Origin of the sequence: Lysinibacillus sp. FJAT-14745, from assembly GCF_001275675.1 — a bacterium.
Lineage (GTDB): Bacteria > Bacillota > Bacilli > Bacillales_A > Planococcaceae > Lysinibacillus.
In genome coordinates, this window is record NZ_LITM01000005.1 from 150,886 (window position 1) to 171,126 (window position 20,241).

17 protein-coding genes and 1 pseudogene are annotated in these 20,241 nt (G+C 37.9%); 4 read left to right on the plus strand and 14 right to left on the minus strand.

The genetic code is table 11. The annotated features are described in order from the left end of the window. From AMS59_RS08090 to AMS59_RS08145, 11 genes are all read right to left on the minus strand, one after another. Entirely contained in the window at positions 1-1,047 is a 1,047-nt protein-coding gene (locus AMS59_RS08090) for an ABC transporter permease (protein ID WP_053483240.1), read from the minus strand. Beyond that, positions 1,047-2,594: an ABC transporter ATP-binding protein gene (locus AMS59_RS08095; protein ID WP_053483241.1), complete on the minus strand. Its 1,548-nt coding sequence runs from the start codon at positions 2,592-2,594 to the stop codon at positions 1,047-1,049. The genes AMS59_RS08090 and AMS59_RS08095 overlap by 1 nt, the downstream gene beginning before the upstream one ends. Positions 2,595-3,108: 514 nt before the next feature. Then, on the minus strand, positions 3,109-4,197 hold the full coding sequence (locus tag AMS59_RS08100; protein WP_053483242.1) for a BMP family protein: 1,089 nt from the start codon (positions 4,195-4,197) through the stop codon (positions 3,109-3,111). Between the two features lie 52 nt (positions 4,198-4,249). Beyond that, positions 4,250-4,978, minus strand: a complete 729-nt coding sequence (locus tag AMS59_RS08105) for a GntR family transcriptional regulator (RefSeq protein ID WP_053483243.1) — start codon at positions 4,976-4,978, stop codon at positions 4,250-4,252. A gap of 186 nt (positions 4,979-5,164) precedes the next feature. After that, positions 5,165-7,453: a DNA translocase FtsK gene (locus tag AMS59_RS08110; protein WP_053483244.1), complete on the minus strand. Its 2,289-nt coding sequence runs from the start codon at positions 7,451-7,453 to the stop codon at positions 5,165-5,167. A 273-nt stretch (positions 7,454-7,726) separates the two neighbouring features. Then, positions 7,727-9,394, minus strand: a complete 1,668-nt coding sequence (locus AMS59_RS08115) for a ribonuclease J (RefSeq protein WP_053483245.1) — start codon at positions 9,392-9,394, stop codon at positions 7,727-7,729. Positions 9,395-9,793: 399 nt separating this feature from the next. Then, positions 9,794-10,711, minus strand: a complete 918-nt coding sequence (dapA, locus tag AMS59_RS08125; protein ID WP_053483247.1) for a 4-hydroxy-tetrahydrodipicolinate synthase — start codon at positions 10,709-10,711, stop codon at positions 9,794-9,796. Positions 10,712-10,724: 13 nt separating this feature from the next. Next, positions 10,725-11,762, minus strand: coding sequence for an aspartate-semialdehyde dehydrogenase (locus tag AMS59_RS08130; protein ID WP_053483248.1), 1,038 nt, complete (start codon positions 11,760-11,762; stop codon positions 10,725-10,727). 81 nt (positions 11,763-11,843) lie between these two features. Continuing rightward, on the minus strand, positions 11,844-12,434 hold the full coding sequence (locus AMS59_RS08135) for a dipicolinate synthase subunit B (protein WP_053483249.1): 591 nt from the start codon (positions 12,432-12,434) through the stop codon (positions 11,844-11,846). Next, positions 12,428-13,207: a dipicolinate synthase gene (locus AMS59_RS08140; protein ID WP_053483250.1), complete on the minus strand. Its 780-nt coding sequence runs from the start codon at positions 13,205-13,207 to the stop codon at positions 12,428-12,430. The genes AMS59_RS08135 and AMS59_RS08140 overlap by 7 nt, the downstream gene beginning before the upstream one ends. A gap of 9 nt (positions 13,208-13,216) precedes the next feature. Beyond that, on the minus strand, positions 13,217-13,480 hold the full coding sequence (locus tag AMS59_RS08145) for a sporulation protein, YlmC/YmxH family (protein ID WP_053483251.1): 264 nt from the start codon (positions 13,478-13,480) through the stop codon (positions 13,217-13,219). Between the two features lie 143 nt (positions 13,481-13,623). Between AMS59_RS08145 and AMS59_RS08150 the strand changes: the two genes are divergently transcribed. The 4 genes and pseudogenes from AMS59_RS08150 (at position 13,624) to AMS59_RS08165 (ending at position 15,606) form a co-directional block, all read left to right on the plus strand. Further along, positions 13,624-14,001, plus strand: coding sequence for a GntR family transcriptional regulator (locus AMS59_RS08150; RefSeq protein ID WP_053483252.1), 378 nt, complete (start codon positions 13,624-13,626; stop codon positions 13,999-14,001). Beyond that, a pseudogene (locus tag AMS59_RS26930) lies at positions 14,002-14,133 on the plus strand (ATP-binding cassette domain-containing protein); the annotation flags it as partial. A gap of 178 nt (positions 14,134-14,311) precedes the next feature. Further along, positions 14,312-14,977, plus strand: a complete 666-nt coding sequence (locus tag AMS59_RS08160) for an ATP-binding cassette domain-containing protein (RefSeq protein WP_369814314.1) — start codon at positions 14,312-14,314, stop codon at positions 14,975-14,977. A gap of 2 nt (positions 14,978-14,979) precedes the next feature. Beyond that, positions 14,980-15,606, plus strand: a complete 627-nt coding sequence (locus tag AMS59_RS08165; protein WP_053483254.1) for an ABC-2 transporter permease — start codon at positions 14,980-14,982, stop codon at positions 15,604-15,606. Positions 15,607-15,830: 224 nt separating this feature from the next. On the opposite strand, the gene AMS59_RS08170 is transcribed toward AMS59_RS08165, so the two are convergent. The 3 genes from AMS59_RS08170 to rpsO form a co-directional block, all read right to left on the minus strand. Continuing rightward, positions 15,831-17,054, minus strand: coding sequence for a pitrilysin family protein (locus AMS59_RS08170; protein ID WP_053483255.1), 1,224 nt, complete (start codon positions 17,052-17,054; stop codon positions 15,831-15,833). Positions 17,055-17,192: 138 nt separating this feature from the next. Continuing rightward, the gene (pnp, locus tag AMS59_RS08175) at positions 17,193-19,307 is read right to left on the minus strand and encodes a polyribonucleotide nucleotidyltransferase (protein ID WP_053483256.1); all 2,115 of its coding nucleotides are present in this window, start codon (positions 19,305-19,307) and stop codon (positions 17,193-17,195) included. Positions 19,308-19,589: 282 nt separating this feature from the next. Then, positions 19,590-19,859 (minus strand): 30S ribosomal protein S15, encoded by a 270-nt coding sequence (rpsO, locus tag AMS59_RS08180; protein WP_053483257.1) that lies wholly within the window; start codon positions 19,857-19,859, stop codon positions 19,590-19,592. Between the last annotated feature and the right edge of the window lie 382 nt (positions 19,860-20,241).

The following is a 20,241-nucleotide window of genomic DNA, read 5'->3' on the forward strand; positions in this document are numbered from 1 at the left end:
TTATTGCCCCTCCTTTTTCTTGCTCAATTTTTGTAATGCTACTCGTATGATATAGCCTGATGCTACAAAGAAAATAATTAACGCGATAATAATAGATACAATTTCCTCTGGAATACCCGCAGCATTCGGCATATTTAGCGCTCCGTATTTTAGTGAGCCGAATAATGAAGCCCCAAATACTACCCCTAGTGGTGTATTGGCACCAAGTAAGGCCACGGCGATACCATCGAAACCTATACCAGTAAAGCCTGCTTTAATAGAGGCGTTTCCGAAAGTACCTAGTGCCTCCATAGCACCACCAAGACCAGCAAACATACCTGAGATCGTCATAGCTAAAATAATGTTTTTGTTAACGTTCATACCAGCATAGTCTGCAGCATGCTTATTAAAGCCTACCGCTTTTAGCTCATATCCGCGTGTTGTTTTTTCTAAAATGAACCACATAACTACTACCATTAATAGTGCAACAATGATCCCATAGTGAAGACTTGAATTGTCTGTAAGCTCTCTTAAAAACGGAGAACGTAACGATGCTGAATCATGAATTCGTTCTGTTTTAAAGCTACCGTCAGACAATTTTTTAATCACTGCATTCGCAATATAAAGCGCAGTATAGTTTAACATAATTGTCGCTATAACTTCGTGAACTTTAAATTTCGCTTTTAAGAAACCTGCAATAAAGGCCCATAATGCACCTGCAGCAGCTGCTGCAAGCAATGCTAATGGTAAGTGAATGATTTTAGGTAATTCAAACGCATATCCTACCCAAGCTGCTGCTAGCCAACCTAAGATTAACTGACCTTCAACACCAATGTTGAATAAACCTGTGCGGAAGGCAAATGCTACCGCAAGACCCGCCAATATGTACGGTGTTATTTGACGGATTGTGTTCCCAATTGAATATGAATCTCCAAAAATACCTGTCCAAAGGGCGCTATATCCTTGTACTGGGTCATAGCCGCTGACTACCATTACAATAGCACCAACAATTAAACCGATAATAATAGAGATGATAGGAACGAGTATATTAATGACACGATTTGACATTAGTCGTTCCCCTCCTTCGCATCATTCATGTTATTTTTACTACTTTGTCCTGCCATTAATAGACCAAGTTCTTGTTCTGTCGTTTCTTTTGGATTTAACTCATCAACAATTTGACCATCATAAATAACTGCGATACGGTCCGAAACATTCATGACTTCATCTAATTCAAATGAAATTAACAGTACTGCTTTTCCTTTATCACGTTGCTCGATAAGACGAGAGTGAATAAATTCAATAGCACCTACGTCAAGACCACGTGTTGGTAAAGCAGCGATCAATAAATCTGGATTACGATCAATTTCACGGCCGATAATTGCTTTTTGCTGGTTACCACCTGAAAGGGCACGTGCTGGAGTCATTTCGCCATTACCAGTACGTACATCATATTCCTTAATGATTTGGCGTGCTTTTTCAGATACTTTCTTGTAGTCCATGACAAAGCCTTTAGCGATTGGAGACTGATAATATGTTTGTAGTGCGATATTATGACCTATTGGGAAATCTAATACTAAACCATGCTTATGGCGATCTTGTGGGATATGCCCAACGCCTTCCTCAGTAATTTTTCGAGGTTTCATATTTGTAATATCAGTGCCATTTAATTTAACATGTCCACTTTTTACTTTACGAAGGCCAGTAATGGCTTCGATTAACTCGGATTGTCCGTTACCATCGATACCCGCAATACCAACAATCTCACCTTTGCGTACTTTTAAGTTCAAACCTTTTACTTTATCGATATTACGATAGTCTGTAACAACCAATTTTTCAATTGTAAGTACTTCATCAGTTGGTTTTGCTTCTGTTTTTTCTGTTTTAAATTCGACTTGGCGACCAACCATCATTTCAGCTAGTTGGTTAGGATTTGTTTCAGCAGTTATTACTGTTCCAATCCCTTCCCCTTTTCGGATAATCGTCACACGGTCAGATACTTCCATAATTTCTTTTAGCTTATGGGTAATTAAAATAATGGATTTGCCCTCTGCAATTAAGCGGCGCATTATTTGAATAAGCTCTGTAATCTCCTGTGGTGTTAAAGATGCAGTAGGTTCGTCAAAGATTAAAATTTCTGCACCACGGTATAGTGTTTTTAAAATTTCAACACGCTGTTGCATCCCCACAGTAATATCTTCGATTTTGGCATATGGATCAACATCTAAACCATATTTTTCAGAAAGTGCTTGAACTTTCTTTGCCGCATTTTTAATATTAATAACACCCATTTTTGTAGGCTCAGAACCTAAAATAATATTCTCTGTTACTGTAAAATTTTCCACCAGCATAAAGTGTTGATGGACCATACCAATCCCTAAATCATTGGCCACATTTGGGTTTGTAATTTTAACAGCCTTCCCACGAACTCGAATTTCGCCACCCTCTGGTTGATACAAACCAAAAAGGACGTTCATTAAAGTCGATTTACCTGCACCATTTTCACCTAGTAATGCATGGATTTCGCCTTTTTTCAGTTGGAGGGTGATGTTATTATTCGCCACGAAATTACCGAATTCTTTTCGGATTCCTAGCATCTCAATCACGTGTTCCAATTTCGTCACTCCCTTAATAGGCACTTTTTTCAATTTCGCCTTGTGGCTGTCACTTTGCTTTCGCCACAGAAAACATGTGTTGCTGACGCTTCGTTAACACTCCGCTTTCGCACAGATTAACAATACGTCCTGTTAATAATACTAGCTATAGTCACTGTTAGTTCAACGTTTTTCACATAGCACAGCAATGACTTAGCCAAAGGTCCCATCTTCGTTCAGCGGCATTATGTACCCTATTAACAAAAATTCATGCGTATCTTGTCCAACTAATAGAGGTAGATATTCTTCTGAATGAAAATAAATTAATACAGGAAAGGTCATCGTTAGAAACCTTTCTTCTATCAACTTGTTACCATCATTACTATTCTTACGATAAACTCATAGAAAAATTACTACCTCTATAGGTAAATAAATATGCTCTGATAGAGTATTGCAAATAGTCAAAATATAACGATAGATTGAAAAATCATCATAAGGGCCTTCTTCAAGTCCCTTATGATGATCAAAAGGTGAATTATTTTTTCACTTTTTCTGGAACCTTAATTTCACCCTTAGCAATTTTTTCTTTATATTCGTCAATGACAGTTTGTACGTCTGCTGGAATTGCACCGCGAGAATCTGCAAGCTTCACTCCGTCTTCAGCTAAACCATAAGTAAGTGTTTTACCGCCTGGGAATTCACCTTTTTTCGCTTTGTTTGAAATATCAATTACTGCTGTGTTAACACCTTTTAACATAGAAGTTAAAGTTACATTTGTTTTATCGTCTATTTTACCTTCTTCGTATTGGTCAGCGTCAACACCAATTACCCATACATTTGCATTAGGGTCTTTTTTCTTACGTTCTTTTGCCTCAGAGAATACACCGTTACCAGTTGCACCAGCAGCGTGGAAGATTACATCTACACCTGAAGAGTACATGCTGTTTGCAGTAATTTTACCAAGGTCAGCTTTATCGAATGCACCAGTATATTTTGATTTGATTTCGATTTTTGGATTTACAGCTTTTGCACCTTCAACGAATCCAGCCTCGAAGCGGTTGATAACTGGAATATCTACGCCACCTACAAAACCGATTTTACCTGATTTAGACATTTTCGCAGCAGCTACACCAGCTAAGAAAGCGCCTTCTTGCTCTTTGAAAAGAACACTAACTACGTTGTCTGCTTTTACTTCAGCATCGACTAATGCAAAATGTTTTTCTGGGTTGTCTGTAGCAACAGCTTCAACTGCGTCAGCCATCATGAAACCAATACCATAGATTAAGTTAAAGTCACGACGTACTAATGCATTTAAATTTGAATCATAGTCTGCGTCTGATTTTGATTGTAAATAGTCGAAGCCTTTACCTTTTTCTAGGTTATGCTCTTTACCGTAAGCTTGAACACCTTCCCAAGCAGATTGGTTGAATGATTTATCATCAACACCACCTACATCAGTAACCATTGCTACTGAGAATGCTTTTTCTTTGTTGCTTTCGCCAGATGATGCATTTTCATTTTCTTTTTCTTTTGCAGGTTTTTCGTCTTTCGCACCACATGCACCTAAGATTGCACTTGCAGCTAAAACTGATGATAATACTAAGCCAAATTTACGTTTTTTCATTGTATTAACCCCCCAAAGGTATTGTAATTAGCAGGAAAAAATTAGAAATGTTCTACACCCGTTTACGAACTACATGGAAGCTGAATTTATCAGCTCGGAAATAATTTTTCGAATACAGCACTACTTGATCATGATCATCGTAATGCAACTGCTTTAATACTAAAAGAGCTGTTTCACGCCCGCAATTTAGAATCGGTGAAGCTTGCTCATGATACCCGATTGGATCAATATATGTAACAGCATAGGCAACATGAATTTTACCAGATTGTTCAAGTGCAGAGAAAAGTGAAACTTCCTTTTTTTCTACAAAGTCAGTTGGCAGGAAGCTTGCTGGTAATCTGTCTATGCAGTAAACTACCGGCTCACCATCCGCTGTTCTGACACGTTCAATTGTGAGTATTTTATCTTCGTCATCACATTGGAAGCGTTTTAAATCTTCCTCAGAAGGTATGCTTTCTGTCGCCTTTAAAAAACGGGAACCGGGTTCCATACCTGCTGCCTCGATCATAGAAGAAATGCTCGATAAATGCTCGATGCCTGATGTAAACAACGGCTTAGGGTTGACAAATGTCCCCACCCCATGTCGACGCACGATAACATTTTCTTCTTCCAACAGTCGTAGCGCTTCTCTAAGTGTCGCTCGACTGACTCCTAGTGATTTCGATAATTCAAACTCTGAAGGCAGTTTTTCATTTTCTTTAAAAACGCCTATTTCAATGTCAGACTTTAAACGATCAATTACTTGAAGATAGAGATGACGATGATCTGCTTTTATAGTCACATATATCACCACCAAAATCAGAGATCAGACATCTGATGTACAACATTCCTACTAATCGTTCATTAATATAACATTTTTATAGACTGAAAGCAATTACACCTTAGCGTAATTGCTTTCGAATTTTGAAAGAATTTGAGCCTGCTCAATGTATACAATATTATTTGAGTTTTTGTCGTTATTTTGGCACTAATTATCGTATTGATGGATGAGCACTTGTCGGGGTTTACTACCCTCTGAAGGCCCGACAATACCGCGTTGTTCCATTTGATCGACAATACGAGCAGCTCTCGAATAGCCGATACGGAAACGGCGTTGTAACATCGAAACGGAGGCCGTTTGCATACTTACAACTAACTGTACAGCCTCATCAAATAATTCATCCGTTTCCTCTAAAATTGCCTCTTCTTCAGTCGGAATCATTTCCTCCTGATACTGTGCCTTTTGTTGTTCTATAACAAAGTTAACAACTGACTCAACTTCTTGATCTGATAAAAAAGCACCTTGCACACGTTTTGGTTTAGAAGCACCAGCTGGTAAAAATAACATATCTCCTCGACCAAGCAAACGTTCTGCTCCACCCATGTCTAATATCGTTCTAGAATCGATTGCTGATGACACCGCAAAGGCAATGCGCGAAGGAATATTTGCTTTAATAACACCTGTCAATACATCTACACTTGGTCGTTGGGTTGCAATGATTAAATGAATTCCTGCTGCACGTGCCATTTGTGCTAAACGTGTAATAGAATCTTCTACATCACTTGAGGCAACCATCATTAAGTCCGCTAACTCGTCTACAATTACCACAATATAAGGTAATTTCGGTTGTTTTTCACCCGTTTGTTCATTAACTTTTTGTACTTGGCCATTGTAACCTTCGATATTACGAGTACCTGTATGAGAAAATAGATCATAGCGGCGTTCCATTTCTGACACAACTTTCTTTAGAGCCTGAGAAGCTTTACGCGCGTCTGTAACAACTGGTGCCAGTAGATGAGGAATTCCGTTATAAACATTTAACTCCACCATTTTCGGGTCAATCATCATCAGCTTTACCTCATGTGGTTTTGTACGCATTAGGATTGATACGACAATGCCATTTATACACACACTTTTCCCACTACCTGTTGAACCTGCAACAAGTAAATGTGGCATTTTATTGAGTTCAGCGAGTACTGCTTGTCCAGTAATATCACGACCTAATGCGACTTGTAATAATGCTTCTGGCTTTGCACCATCTTTAGACTCTAATACTTCCCGTAGTGTAACAATTGCTACCTCGCTATTTGGTACTTCAATGCCAATTGCTGACTTTCCAGGAATAGGTGCTTCCATACGAATATCCTTCGCAGCAAGTGCTAAGGCAAGATCATCCTGTAAGTTTACAATTTTACTTACTTTCACGCCTATATCTGGTAATATTTCGTATTTCGTTACAGCTGGGCCTAAATGAACCTGCGTTACTTTTGCCTTTACGCCAAAGCTTTGCAAAGTTTGCTCAAGCTTTTTCGCATTTGCCTGAATGACAGAATATTCTCCACTTTGGTCATGCTGTGGCGGTAATTGTAATAGATTATAAGACGGAAGTTGATAATCTGTATTTTCCACAGCATCTGCGCCTCCAATATGAACATCATCAACAATCTCTCCATGTTCAATATCTTCATTTTCGGCTCCTGTAAATGCTTCTCGTTCATGAGAAACATTTTGAGTGAAGGCAGAGATAATTGGTTCATGAGACACTTCTTCTTCCTCTTGTACCTCAGGCGCCTGATCAACAGCTGCAATTTCATCCTTGCTTTCTACTTTTGAACGGCGATTTTTAGGTATCTTTGGCATATTTTTTTTCTTTTCACGATTTTTCTTTTTCCATTTACCAAAAAGGTCGGGCATTTTTCCCGCTAAATATGGAACAAGTGCCTTTCCTGTTACTAAAATTAATCCGATAAAGAAAATAACCCATGCGACGACCTTCGCACCTGTTGCTTCAAATAATACATGTAGAGCACTAAATAACAGTGCACCAATCATACCTCCACCAAGTGCATTACTTCGATGGACAATACCCTCTGTACTAATTAAAATTCGCCAAGATTCTCGCAAAACAGAGTCTGATAATAAACCACCAGATTTTGATAATTGTTCAAACAAAATGCCGTGGCTAAAAATTGTTAAACTCATAACAATGAGGAGCATACCTAATATTAGACGATCATAAATGCTTACTTTTTTCTGCCCAATCATCAGTAACAACGCAACAAATATAAGCATAAATGGCACAGCAAAATGTAAATTCCCTAAAAAAAACATTGCTATCGTTTGTAAAATGCGCCCAATCATACCATATTCAAAAATCATAATAACCGCTAATGCAATTAAGACAAGCCCTAAAATTTCATACATAAGCGGATGCATTTCTTTTTTTTCTGTAGTCGCTTTCGCTTTAGTGACTTTTCTTTTTTTACTAGTCGCCATCTATTTCACCTTCTTTTGTATTCCATTCTTTATATGTAGCGAATAATAACATGTAGAACTTGATTATTTCAAAAAAAAGACTCATCCTCATAACGTGTGGTTGATCTCCGTTCCGGCTGGGTGCTTTCTTGGGGCTCCCCTTCACTCCAATCAACTCATGGCATATGTTTTAACAAATGTCATTCCTCTTTTGGGATTGAGCGAAAAAAAGGATTTTCCACCGTTTACATTCGGCTAGAAAATCCTTTTTCATTTAACGATGAGCTTTCATTTTTAATATTCCATAATGATTGGGATAATCATTGGGCGGCGCTTCGTTTTTTGGAATAAATACGTATTCAGTGTATCTCGAATTTCTTGTTTAATATTTGTCCATTCAAATGTATCTTTACCAACGTATTTTTCAATAACATTTCTCGCAATATCAGAAGCTTCCACCATTAATTCTTCTGATTCTCGTACATATACGAAACCACGTGATAAAATTTCTGGACCAGATGCAATTTTCTTCTGAGCACGGTTTAGTGTTACGACAACAATGAAAATACCATCCTGCGATAATAACTTACGATCGCGAAGTACTATATTACCTACATCGCCAACACCAATACCATCTATTAATACATTACCAGCTTGTACACGGCCACTCATTCGCATTTTACCATTTTTATATTCTACAATATCCCCTTTATCGGCGATAAAAATTTGTGATTTTTGCATACCTAGCTGTTGAGCAAGCTTAGAGTGAGCAATAAGCATGCGATACTCACCTTGCACAGGGATAAAGTACTTTGGTTGCATTAAGTTTAGCATTAATTTTAAATCCTCTTGGCTACCGTGACCCGACACATGTACATTTTTGCTAGATGTTAGAATTGCAGCACCTGCTTTTGCGATAGAGTTCATTGTATTAGCCATCTGCACTTCCATCCCTGGAGACGGTGTAAATGTAATTAATACTGTATCATCTTTCTTAATTTTAATGTCACGGTGATGTTTGCGGACGATTTTTTCTAATGCATCAAGTGGTTCCCCTTTATTACCTGTAGCAATAATAATAATCTCATCATCTTGATACTTTTGCATTTCTGAGATAGGGATGATTGTTTCTTCCTCTACCGTTAAATGGCCTAGCTGTACACCTAAATCCACAGCTTTTTCTAAAGGTTTTCCTACAATAACTACTTTACGGAACGACTTTTGAGCTTGTGTAAATACTTGTTGAATACGAATGAAATTCGATGCATAAACAGCAACTAAAATACGACCTGGTGCTGAATGGAATGTTTTTGATAATTGCTCTTCAATCACAATTTCAGATGTCGTATAACCTGGTCGCTCAGCTTCACACGACTCAGATAACAGAATAAATACGCCTTCTTCCCCTAGCTGAGCCATTTTTGCTAAATCAGGTTTAAATTTACCTGTCGCTGATTGATCGAATTTAAACTCACCTGTATGAACAATTGCTCCTTCAGATGTATGGAACACTACCCCTAACGAATCGGGAATACTATGTGTTGTATGGAAGAATGTCACATACGTTGAGTTAAAATTCATACGACTACGGTTTGTAACCTCAAAAAATTTCACCTGTTGTGGTGCAGGCAATTCTTTTAAATGCTCCTTTGCAAGTGCAATTGTTAATTTTGATCCGTACACCGGCGCTTTTATTTTTTGTAGTACATAGGCAATCGAGCCAATTGCATCTTCATGACCATGTGTTAAGAAAATCCCTTTCACACGATCTTTATTTTCCTCTAAATACGTAATATCAGGAATTACGATATCAATGCCCAGCATTTCGTCTTCAGGGAACATTAAGCCGCTATCCACTACAAATAGCTCTTCGTCAATTTCTACTACGTACATTGCTTTCCCAATTTCGCCCACGCCACCAAGTGGAATGATGCGAATTAATTCATTTTTCTTTTTTGTCAATTTATTTCCTCCTAAAAAATATCCCGAACAGCAACCACTTAAGATTCATTATACGGTTTGCAAAGCTTTTGCACAAATTAAAAATACATCTTTCATGGTGGAAACATAAATTTATTGCTAATTTTATTACCGATAGATGGAAAGCAGATCGAGTATTTGGCATTGTGAAAGGTCTTTTTGTCTTTTATTAAGCCACATAGCTTGTTGGGATGGGGAATATCGCCGTTTGTAAGCCATTCTCTGTAAGTTTGTTCTAGCCCCTGAGCGGATTTCTGCCTTACCTGAGGGGCCTCCCCCTGGAGCAACAGTCTTATTCTTCTATATTACTAGCAAAAGAAAAAAGACCGTAAACAAACTAAAAAATCTCGAGTTTGTTTACAGTCTGAGGGTTTAAGTAAATTAACTAAAGGTACTTATTTTTCTAAAGTTTCTCGCTTTTTCTTGATACGTATCCCAAATTCGGTCAAAGTTTGCTTTTTCTTCATCTGTCATTTCCATCATTGGCAGACGGACATTAAGTGTATCAAAGCCTAATTTGGTCATTGCGTATTTTACAGGCGATGGGTTTGGCTGTGCGAACAGCGCACGTACAAGTGGTAATAATGCTCGGTGAATTTTGGCTGCTAGCTCGTGTTTTCCTTCTTCAAACGCTTTAATCATTAATTGCATATCGTTTCCAACAACGTGAGCAGCAACTGAAATAATTCCTGCTCCGCCAATTGCTAGTAGTGGCAGTGTTAAACCATCATCCCCACTATACACTAAAAAGTTATCATCAGAATCAACATTTTCAATAATATCGCCCATTTGATCTAAATTGCCACTCGCTTCTTTAATCCATGAAATATTAGAAATTTTACTTAAAGCAACGGAAGTTTCATAGGCAACATTGATGCCTGTACGTCCTGGCACGTTATAAAGCATGACAGGTAGTCTAGTCTCTTTTGCAATTGTTTCAAAATGCGCAAAAATACCGCGTTGATTTGGCTTATTATAATATGGTGCTACAAGCATGATACCATCTGCACCATTTTCTTCAGCCTTGTGCGTCATTGCAATAGAGTAAGCAGTTTCGTTATCCCCTGTACCTGCAATAACTGGTACACGTCCTGCTACTTTTTCTACTGTAAAGCGTACAACTTCAATTTTTTCTTCTGTGGACATAGTTGGATTTTCAGAGGTTGTGCCACATGCGACAATACAATCTGTACCATTATCAATCAAATGATTAATAATACGTTCTAGTTCTGGATAATTAATCGTGCCATCTTCTTTGAACGGCGTAATCATCGCCGTTCCAATTCGCCCTAAATTCATCCTTACACCCCTCTTATAGTAAGTTATCCTCCAGCATTGCTTCTGCAATTTGAATAGAGTTTAATGCAGCGCCTTTTAAAAGATTGTCAGAAACGATCCATAGGTGGAATCCTTTTTTGTTGTCTAAATCTTGACGGATACGTCCTACAAAAGTAGCATCTTCCCCTTCTGCATAGATAGGCATTGGGTAAGTTTGTGTTGCGATATCATCTTGTAATACCACTCCTGGTGCACTGCGTAATACTTCAAAAATCTCCTGTACCGTTGCATCTTTTTCTACTTCAATATAAACAGATTCAGAGTGTCCTGAAACAACTGGCACGCGAACACAAGTTGCAGCTACGTTTAGCTCTGGTGCATGCATGATTTTCTTCGTTTCATTAATCATTTTCATTTCTTCATATGTAAAGCCATTGTCTGTAAATTTATCAATTTGTGGAATGACATTACGAGCGATTGGATAATGACGTTTGTCGCTACCAGAAGGTAAAATATTTGCTTCTACATCCTTACCTGCATCCCAATTTGCACTTTGTGCCTTTAATTCCTGAATAGCAGAAATACCTGCACCTGAAACTGCTTGGTATGTCGATACAATAATTTTTGTTAAGCCAAATGTATTACGAATAGGTTCAAGCGCAGCCATCATTTGAATCGTAGAGCAGTTTGGATTCGCAATAATCCCTTTATGCTTAGCAAGATCACCACGATTTACTTCAGGCACAACTAGTGGTACCTCTGGATCCATGCGGAAATGGCTCGTATTATCGATCACTACTGCACCACGTTTTGCCGCTTCTGGCGCCAACACCGCTGATACAGAACCACCAGCTGAGAATAAAGCGACATTGACGCCTTCAAAAGCTTCAGGTGTCGCTTCTTCAATTGTATAAGTCTTACCATTAAATTCGATTGGTTTTCCTGCTGAACGTGCAGAAGCTAAGAACTTAATATCTCCGATTGGAAAATTCCGTTTAATTAGCTGCTCCATCATTTTTGTGCCTACTGCCCCTGTTGCTCCAACAACCGCAACTGTTAACTGCTTTGTCATCTGTCATCTCTCCTTGATACATGTTCCATAATGTGTGCTATTGTATCACAAAAATACTGAAAATTGTGTGTAATTCGTGAATTATTTGAAATATTGTATTAACAGTGGTTGTAATTGCTTTTTCTCAGTAATCGCTTCATGAACAGTCGAGACCATTTGATCAAAATCAGCAATCAAGGAATTTGGCTTGGAATGTGGTGAGTCCTGCCCGAATGGAATAAAGTAAATATTTTTAGCATTTAGCAGCCTCATAATATTCATTCCATTTAAGCCAAGCGCATCATTTGTTGATATGCCTAGGACAATAGGCGAACCGTTACGCAATGTTGCCTTCGCAGCCATCAATACCGGACTATCTGTTGCTGCATTAGCAAATTTACTAATACTATTCCCTGTCATAGGTGCTATAACCATCGCATCCAATGGATTGGATGGTCCGAATGGTTCTGCCTCTTTAATAGAGGAAACTACCTTTTCTCCAGTCAATTCCTCTATTTTTGCAATCCACTCCTCTCCTGTACCAAAACGTGTAGCCGCATGTAACACGGAATGCGTAATTATTGGAATAACCGTTGCTCCTGCATCTATAAAATTTTGAATTTTAGGTACTACATCCTCATACGTACAGTGAGAGGCTGTAATACCTAAACCAATTCGTTTACCCGTTAGCAATTTTCTTCCTCCTCTATTGCCTTGCACAATATTGTAGCTGCATCATGTGCAAAGTATTTCCCAGGTAATGATGGCAATAGTACGTACGTTTGTAATTGCTCAGTGTCTATATCCAAACATCCAGGCTCTGAAGCCAAATCATATAGGACAGCTGGGACATGATCTTGGAATGATTCTGTAATCCATTTAGCTGGTATCGTATTGATAAAAATCCCATCATTAATTGACCATTTGCGATCATCTAAATTCGTAGCTTTATAACCATATGCCTTAGCTTCACTCACTTGTACAACTGAACGCGCTACTATATGGACATTAGCGCCCATCTTGACGAGTAAAGAAGCGAGCATTTTAGCTGTGCGTCCAAAACCTGCGATAGTAAAGTTTTGTCCGTAAATACATTTTTGCTCGAGTCCATAAAACGTGGCGATAAATCCTTCCGCTGTTAATCTTGCGTTTTGCCAAATAAAAGATTCTTGTTGTAAATAGCAATTTGTTTCATTTTTCTCAAGCAATTGCTTCCAATGCATAGTCAAACGCCCTGTATAAAACTTAACTTGGGATATCCCATAAAGCTGTTCCACTTCAATTTTAAGTGGAAGAATGGGAAGAATAATTCTATTTGGTTGGAATTCTAATACCAACTTATTTAACTCTTCATTCCAAACTGATGTTCTTTTATAAAATACCGTTCTCGATGGGCTTCGTAGCATTGTAGCCAATTCCTTTAATCTTAGATCCTCACCGATAACAAGCCATTTTTCATTTTCCAAAAGCTCACCTCACTGTAAAAATTCTGACTGTACCGTCGTTGTTTTGTTAAATAAAATACGATCTTCTCCAATTAGTATAATTTCTTGCCAAGGTATCATTTCACTAACTTTTACTTTCTTTTTTTGGAATGGCAATTTATCTTTAACAATCTCAAAACCATGAATCTTTCCTGTTTGCACATCTATTAGACATTCTGTATGTGCCAATATACCAAAATGTACGCCACCCTCAATTTGAATTAACTCTTTATCCACCATCTCTGATAGTAGCATGCCTCATCTCCCTCCTTGAACCGTTACCCCAATATATGCCGAGTTTTTGCAATTCGTGACCCTTACCCAAAGTATGAAAATATTGCATTTATCAATACAGCTGTGTATAGTGTATATATACAGTTGTGCGAGGTGAGGAATTTATGCGTATCCATTTAAGCAACGCCAGCGATAAACCCATTTATGAGCAAATAACCGTACAGCTTAAGGAAGCAATACTAGCCAATAAATTACAGGCAGGAGATGCACTACCATCTATTCGGGCACTTGCAAAGGATTTAAAAATTAGCGTTATGACAACGAAGCGAGCTTATGCTGATTTAGAACGAGATGGATTTATCGAAACGGTAGCTGGGAAAGGAAGCTTTGTTACAGAACGAAATCAAGATTTTCTACGCGAGGAATTATTGCGTCAAGTTGAAAAGCATATGCAAAAAGCAGTGATAACGGCCAAAACCGCTGGGCTGACAAAAGAAGACGTACAGGAGTTACTTTCATTAATTTTGGAGGAGGACAACTAAATGAATGCTATTGAAGTTCATGATTTACAGAAAAGCTTTGAAGGGTTTTCTCTTAATGATGTAAGTTTTTCAGTACCTCAAGGCACTGTCATGGGTTTTGTAGGAGAAAACGGCGCTGGGAAGTCTACTACAAATCAATTATGCCTCGGCATAATTGCGTCCGGAATCGGCTTTGTGCTTGCACAAAGAACTCCCTTCCGATTCCGTGACATCCGCCGGAGGTTTTAATTTATTTTATCGGGTGTTTGGATACCCGATAAAATAAATTAAATGCCTACTTAACTTACTCAAAAAAGAATATGGCGAAATTTTGCTATTTGGTAAGGATATTGTCGAATATGAATTATCGATAAAAAACGACATCGGTGTGGTTTTTGACGATTTACATGTGCCTGAAACACTTAATGCGACGCAACTCGACAAAATCATGAAAAAAGTATTTAAAACGTGGGACTCAGGCTATTATTTTGAACGATTAGCACAATTTAAAGTTCCGGAGAGGAAGAAGGTTAAAGAATTATCCCGAGGAATGAGGATGAAGCTTTCCATAGCATTAGCATTATCGCATCATCCAAAACTTTTAATTTTAGATGAACCAACGAGTGGGCTAGATCCGATTATACGTGATGAAATTCTCGATTTATTTTTAACGTTTATGCAGGATGAAACACATAGCATACTATTTTCTTCTCATATAACAAGCGATTTAGAAAAGATTGCTGACTACATTACATTCATTCATAATGGGGAAATATTATTTAGCGAAAGTAAGGATATACTTGTCTATGAGTACGGCATATTTAAAGGAAATAATGAGGAAGTAAGTGTAATACCCGAACATGCCATTATAAGAAAACGTAATGGAGCCTTTGGAATAGAAGCCTTAGTTCTAAAAAATGAAGTAAATGAGGTATTTTCCCTTGAAAAGCCTTCTATAGAAGATATCATGCTATTTTATGTGAAAGGTAGTGTTTGAACATGACAGCCCTTATCTTAAAAGATTTAATGTCGATTCAGAGTCAAATAAAAGCACAGGCCTTCATGTTGATTTTCTTCCTATTTATATCAATTTTTATGCAACAAGGTTTAATACTCTTTACAATTATTATATTTATCGTGACCTTTCAAGCTATAACTGCTCTTACCTATGATGAACAAAGCAACTGGGATAAATATGCAAATACTTTGCCCATTTCAAAAGGGGACATAATACTTAGTAAATATATACTTAGTATCCTTCTTATGCTTTTTGGGCTTATCCTCGCACTACCGATTGTATTTATCATTCATCGTTTTACGAATAACTGGTCATCAGCAGAGTTTTTTCTAACATTTAATCTTCTTGTGACATTAGCCTTTTGTATGCTAGCACTATTATTACCGATCTATATTAAATTTGGTTCTATAAAGGGAAGAATGTTTCTTATCGCTCTTTGCTTCATACCTGGTCCCTTTATTGGTCTTTTTAAAGAGTATTTTCCAGATATCACATTAACATTATCCAACCTAAAACAGTATATGTTTTTAGCCCCTTTTGCCGGACTTTTAATCTTATGGCTGTCCTCTCTCATTTCAACCGCAATATATCAACGCAAAGAATTCTAGGAAGGACGGAGACCATGCAGGATTTACTTTTACAAAGCCCCTATCCATTACCATTCATCACAAGTAGCGGAAAATTTCAGGATAATTATTTTGATCCCTACAATCATGAGTATAATCATTAGTAATTTTATTTTCCGTCAAAGCCTTACCTTATATTTAGCAAGAGAGGTTATTTAAAGCAACTGAATAGAGAAAAGGTTGCCTATATAAAGGGCAACCTTTTTTTAAGCTTCTGGGCCAATAATTGAAATGGCTGGCTCTGCTTTCAAGATTTTTGCTATTAAGCGATCAATCGATTCCATTGATACGGCATCAATTGACGCTAATACTTCGTCTACTGAACGATATTTACGATGCACTAACTCACTTGTACCGTTGCGATTCATACGAGCGCCCGTCCCCTCAAGACCGAGTACAAAACTACCCTTTAGCTGTTCCTTCGCATTCATAAGTTCTTCCTCTGTCACGCCACCTGCTACGATATCAAGTAATGTCGCATCAATTGTATGTTGAAGCTGTGATAATTGTTGACGGCTTGTACTACCATAAATCGTAAATGCTCCAACATCAGCATAACAGGATTGGTAAGAAAAGATTGAATATGCTAAACCACGGTCTTCTCGTACTTCTTGGAACAAACGAGAGCTCATATTACCCCCAATAATATTATTAAGTGCAATAAAGCTATACATATCTGGATCCTTTACACCGATTGCTGGATAAGAAATGGCTAAATGTGCTTGCTCCGTATCACGAGTTTTTGAAATCTCTCCTGGATAAAAATGAGGATTCGTTAGTACCGGTTCAACCACAAGTGGAGATGGCTGATATTGGCCAAATAAGTCTTCAATTGTTTGCATAAGCTTTGTAGAAATATTTCCCGCAATTGAAATAACAACTGATTCTGGACCATAATGTTTAGCCATATAGTTTCGTATCATATCTGCTGTAAATGTTTTTAAAGTAGCTGCAGTTCCTAGAATTGGACGCCCAAGTGCATCATTTGGATACATGACTCCCCATAGTTTTTCATGAACATCGTCATCAGGTGCGTCTTCACTCATTAATATTTCCTCTAGTACAACTTGTCTTTCCTTCTCTAATTCTTCCTCTGCAAACGTAGAATGAAAGAACATATCTGCTAATATTGTAACGGCAAGCTCAGCATGATGGTCTAAAACCTTTGCATAATAACAAGTGTTTTCCTTGGATGTAAAAGCATTTAACTCTCCACCAATACGGTCAAATTCTTCTGCAATTTGGCGAGCTGTTCGAGTTTTTGTCCCTTTAAAAAGCATATGTTCGATAAAATGCGTAATGCCATTTTCCTCAGGTAGCTCATAACGAGATCCTGCATTCACAAAAATGCCTAGCGCAACAGACCTTACATGATCGATTTGCTCAGACACAATACGCACACCATTCTGACATGTATGTACTTGTACCAAAAAATCTCCCCCAATTATATCTGGTTCTATAACTAAGGGTGAGTCACAATGTGAAGCTTTCCACAAATATTATAGAACCATATTCCTTAACTGATTTAAAAAAGGCTGCGCATTATACGCAGCCTTTTCTACAATTTATTATTTATCTTGCTCAGCGCGTTCTTTTTCTTCTTGGATCACTACTTTACGAGATAAATTCACACGACCTTGCTTGTCAATTTCAATAACTTTTACAAGTAATTGATCGCCAAGTTTTAAGACATCTTCAACTTGTTTTGTACGTTCCTCTTGAATTTCAGAGATGTGAAGTAAGCCATCTTTACCTGGGAATATTTCACAGAACGCACCGAATTTTTCAATACGTTTAACTGTTGATAAGTAATACTCACCCACTTTTGCTTCACGTACGATGTCTTCGATAATTTGTTTTGCACGAGCGTTCATTTCTTCATCTGCAGAAGAGATGTAAATTGTACCATCTTGCTCAGTATCAATTTTTACGCCAGTTTCTTCAATAATTTTGTTAATTTGTTTACCACCAGGTCCGATAACATCGCGAATTTTATCAGGATTAATCTTCACGATCACAATTTTCGGTGCAAATGTAGATAATTTTTCACGTGGTTCTGCAAGAGTAGCAAGCATTGATTCTAAAATGTGCATACGACCAATTTTAGCTTGTGTTAATGCTTCCTCTAAAATATTGCGTGATAAACCATCAATTTTAATGTCCATTTGAAGTGCTGTTACACCTTTAGCTGTACCTGCAACTTTAAAGTCCATATCTCCAAGGTGGTCTTCCATACCTTGAATATCAGTTAAAATAGAGTAATGTTCGTCTTTTTTAATAAGACCCATTGCAATACCTGCTACAGGTGCTTTTAATGGAACACCAGCATCCATCATCGCTAACGTTGAAGCACAGATAGAAGCTTGAGATGTAGAACCGTTTGACTCTAGTACTTCCGATACACAACGGATTGTATATGGGAATACAGATTCATCTGGAATAACCGCATCAAGAGCTCGCTCTCCTAATGCACCATGACCGATTTCACGACGACCTGGTCCACGAATTGGGCCAGTTTCCCCTACAGAGAATTGCGGGAAGTTATAGTGATGCATAAAGCGTTTTGATTCTTCCACACCTAAACCGTCGATGATTTGTACATCACCAAGTGCACCTAACGTACAAATAGAAAGGGCTTGTGTTTGTCCACGCGTAAATAATGCTGAACCGTGAGTACGTTGCAATAAGCCTGTTTCAGAAGAAAGTGGACGGATTTCGTCTAACTTACGACCATCTGGACGAACTTTATCTTCTGTAATCTGACGACGAACTTCGTCTTTAACCATTTTATCTAGAATTGTATAAACTTGCTTCATTGTTACTTCATCTGCTTCTTGCTCTTCATAAGAAGCAATAACACGATCTTTTACCGCTTTAATAGCCTCATCACGTGCATGTTTTTCAGCAGTTTGAATAGCATCATGCATGTCAGTCTCACAAGCTGCTTTTATATCCGCTTGAATCGCTTCATCAATTTCAAATAATGTTACAGGTAATTTTTCTTTCCCTACTTCTGCAACGATTTGCTCTTGGAAAGCAATAATTTTTTTGATTTCTTCATGACCGAACATAATGGCTTCAAGCATTACTTCTTCTGGTACTTCTAGTGCACCCGCTTCAACCATGTTAATAGCATCCTTGTTACCTGCTACAGATAAATGGATTGTTGATTGATTAGATTGTTCCACTGTTGGGTTCACGATGAATTTACCGTCAATATATCCAACTTGTACACCTGCAATCGGTCCATCAAATGGAATATCTGAAATAGCTAACGCTAATGATGAACCAACCATTGCAGCCATTTCAGACGTGCAATCCGAATCGTTAGACATGACCATTGAAATCACTTGTACTTCATTACGGAAACCGTCTGGGAACATCGGACGAATTGGACGGTCGATTAAACGGCTTGCTAGTATTGCTTTTTCAGATGGACGGCCTTCACGTTTAATAAAGCCACCTGGAATTTTACCTGCTGCGTATAAACGTTCTTCATAGTTTACTGTTAATGGGAAGAAATCAAGTGGTTTCGGTGATTTTGACATTGTTGCTGTTGAAAGTACTGATGTATCACCATAGCGTACTAATACGGCCCCATTTGCTTGTTTTGCTAACTGTCCAACTTCGATTACTAGTGGACGGCCAGCCCATTCATAGGAATAGACTTTCTTTTCGTTCATTCAATGAACCCCTCTCTATTATAAAAACACTTACTTCGTCTGTATGTACTAATAGTAAGTGTACCAAAAATGCTTGTTCTATGCTAAATATTTCATCAAATAATCATACATTTAAATTCAGTTATTGCCAATTTATTTAGGATTTATTTCTATATTTGATTGAAACAAAGTTTTTTTGCTTGATATTCATGTCAAATATGCTTTTATAGTAAAGCATACCGTCTTCTTAATGTTTATAAACATAAAGAAAAAGCGGGATTAATCCCGCTTTTCGATTGACAATTAGCGACGTAAGCCTAAACGAGTGATTAGTTCACGGTAACGTTGTACGTCAGTTTCACGAAGATATTTTAATAAGTGACGACGACGACCTACCATTTTAAGAAGACCACGCTCAGAGTGGAAATCTTTTTTGTGTGTACGTAAGTGAGCATTTAGAGCGTTAATTTCCTCTGTTAATACTGCAACTTGTACTTCTGGAGAACCAGTGTCACTTTCGTGAGTACGGTACTCAGCAATAATTTCGTTTTTACGTTCTTTTGAAATAGCCATTTGTATGGACCTCCTAAATAATTGTTAATCCCCATTAGCACAGTAAACGTTGGAGTCATCGATATACCGAGCTAAGGTTAAGCATATTATGCACTTATGAATGTTACCATAAATCAAAAGGTCAAGCAAGTGTTAACATTAGCACCTATTAATAGGCTAAAGCAGATTTAAGCTCATCTCAATAACGTGGGTTGATTTCCGTTCCGACTGGGCGCTTTCCTAGAGTCGTCCAGTCTCCACTCCAATCAACTTATATACAGAGCATACGTTTCCAAATGCTATCCCTAACTTTCGGTAATGACCCCAAAATATGGCTCATCACCAAAATCCGGGGATGACAAAATCAATGACCTGTTTCCAAACGTAAACGGAGGAAAAGATG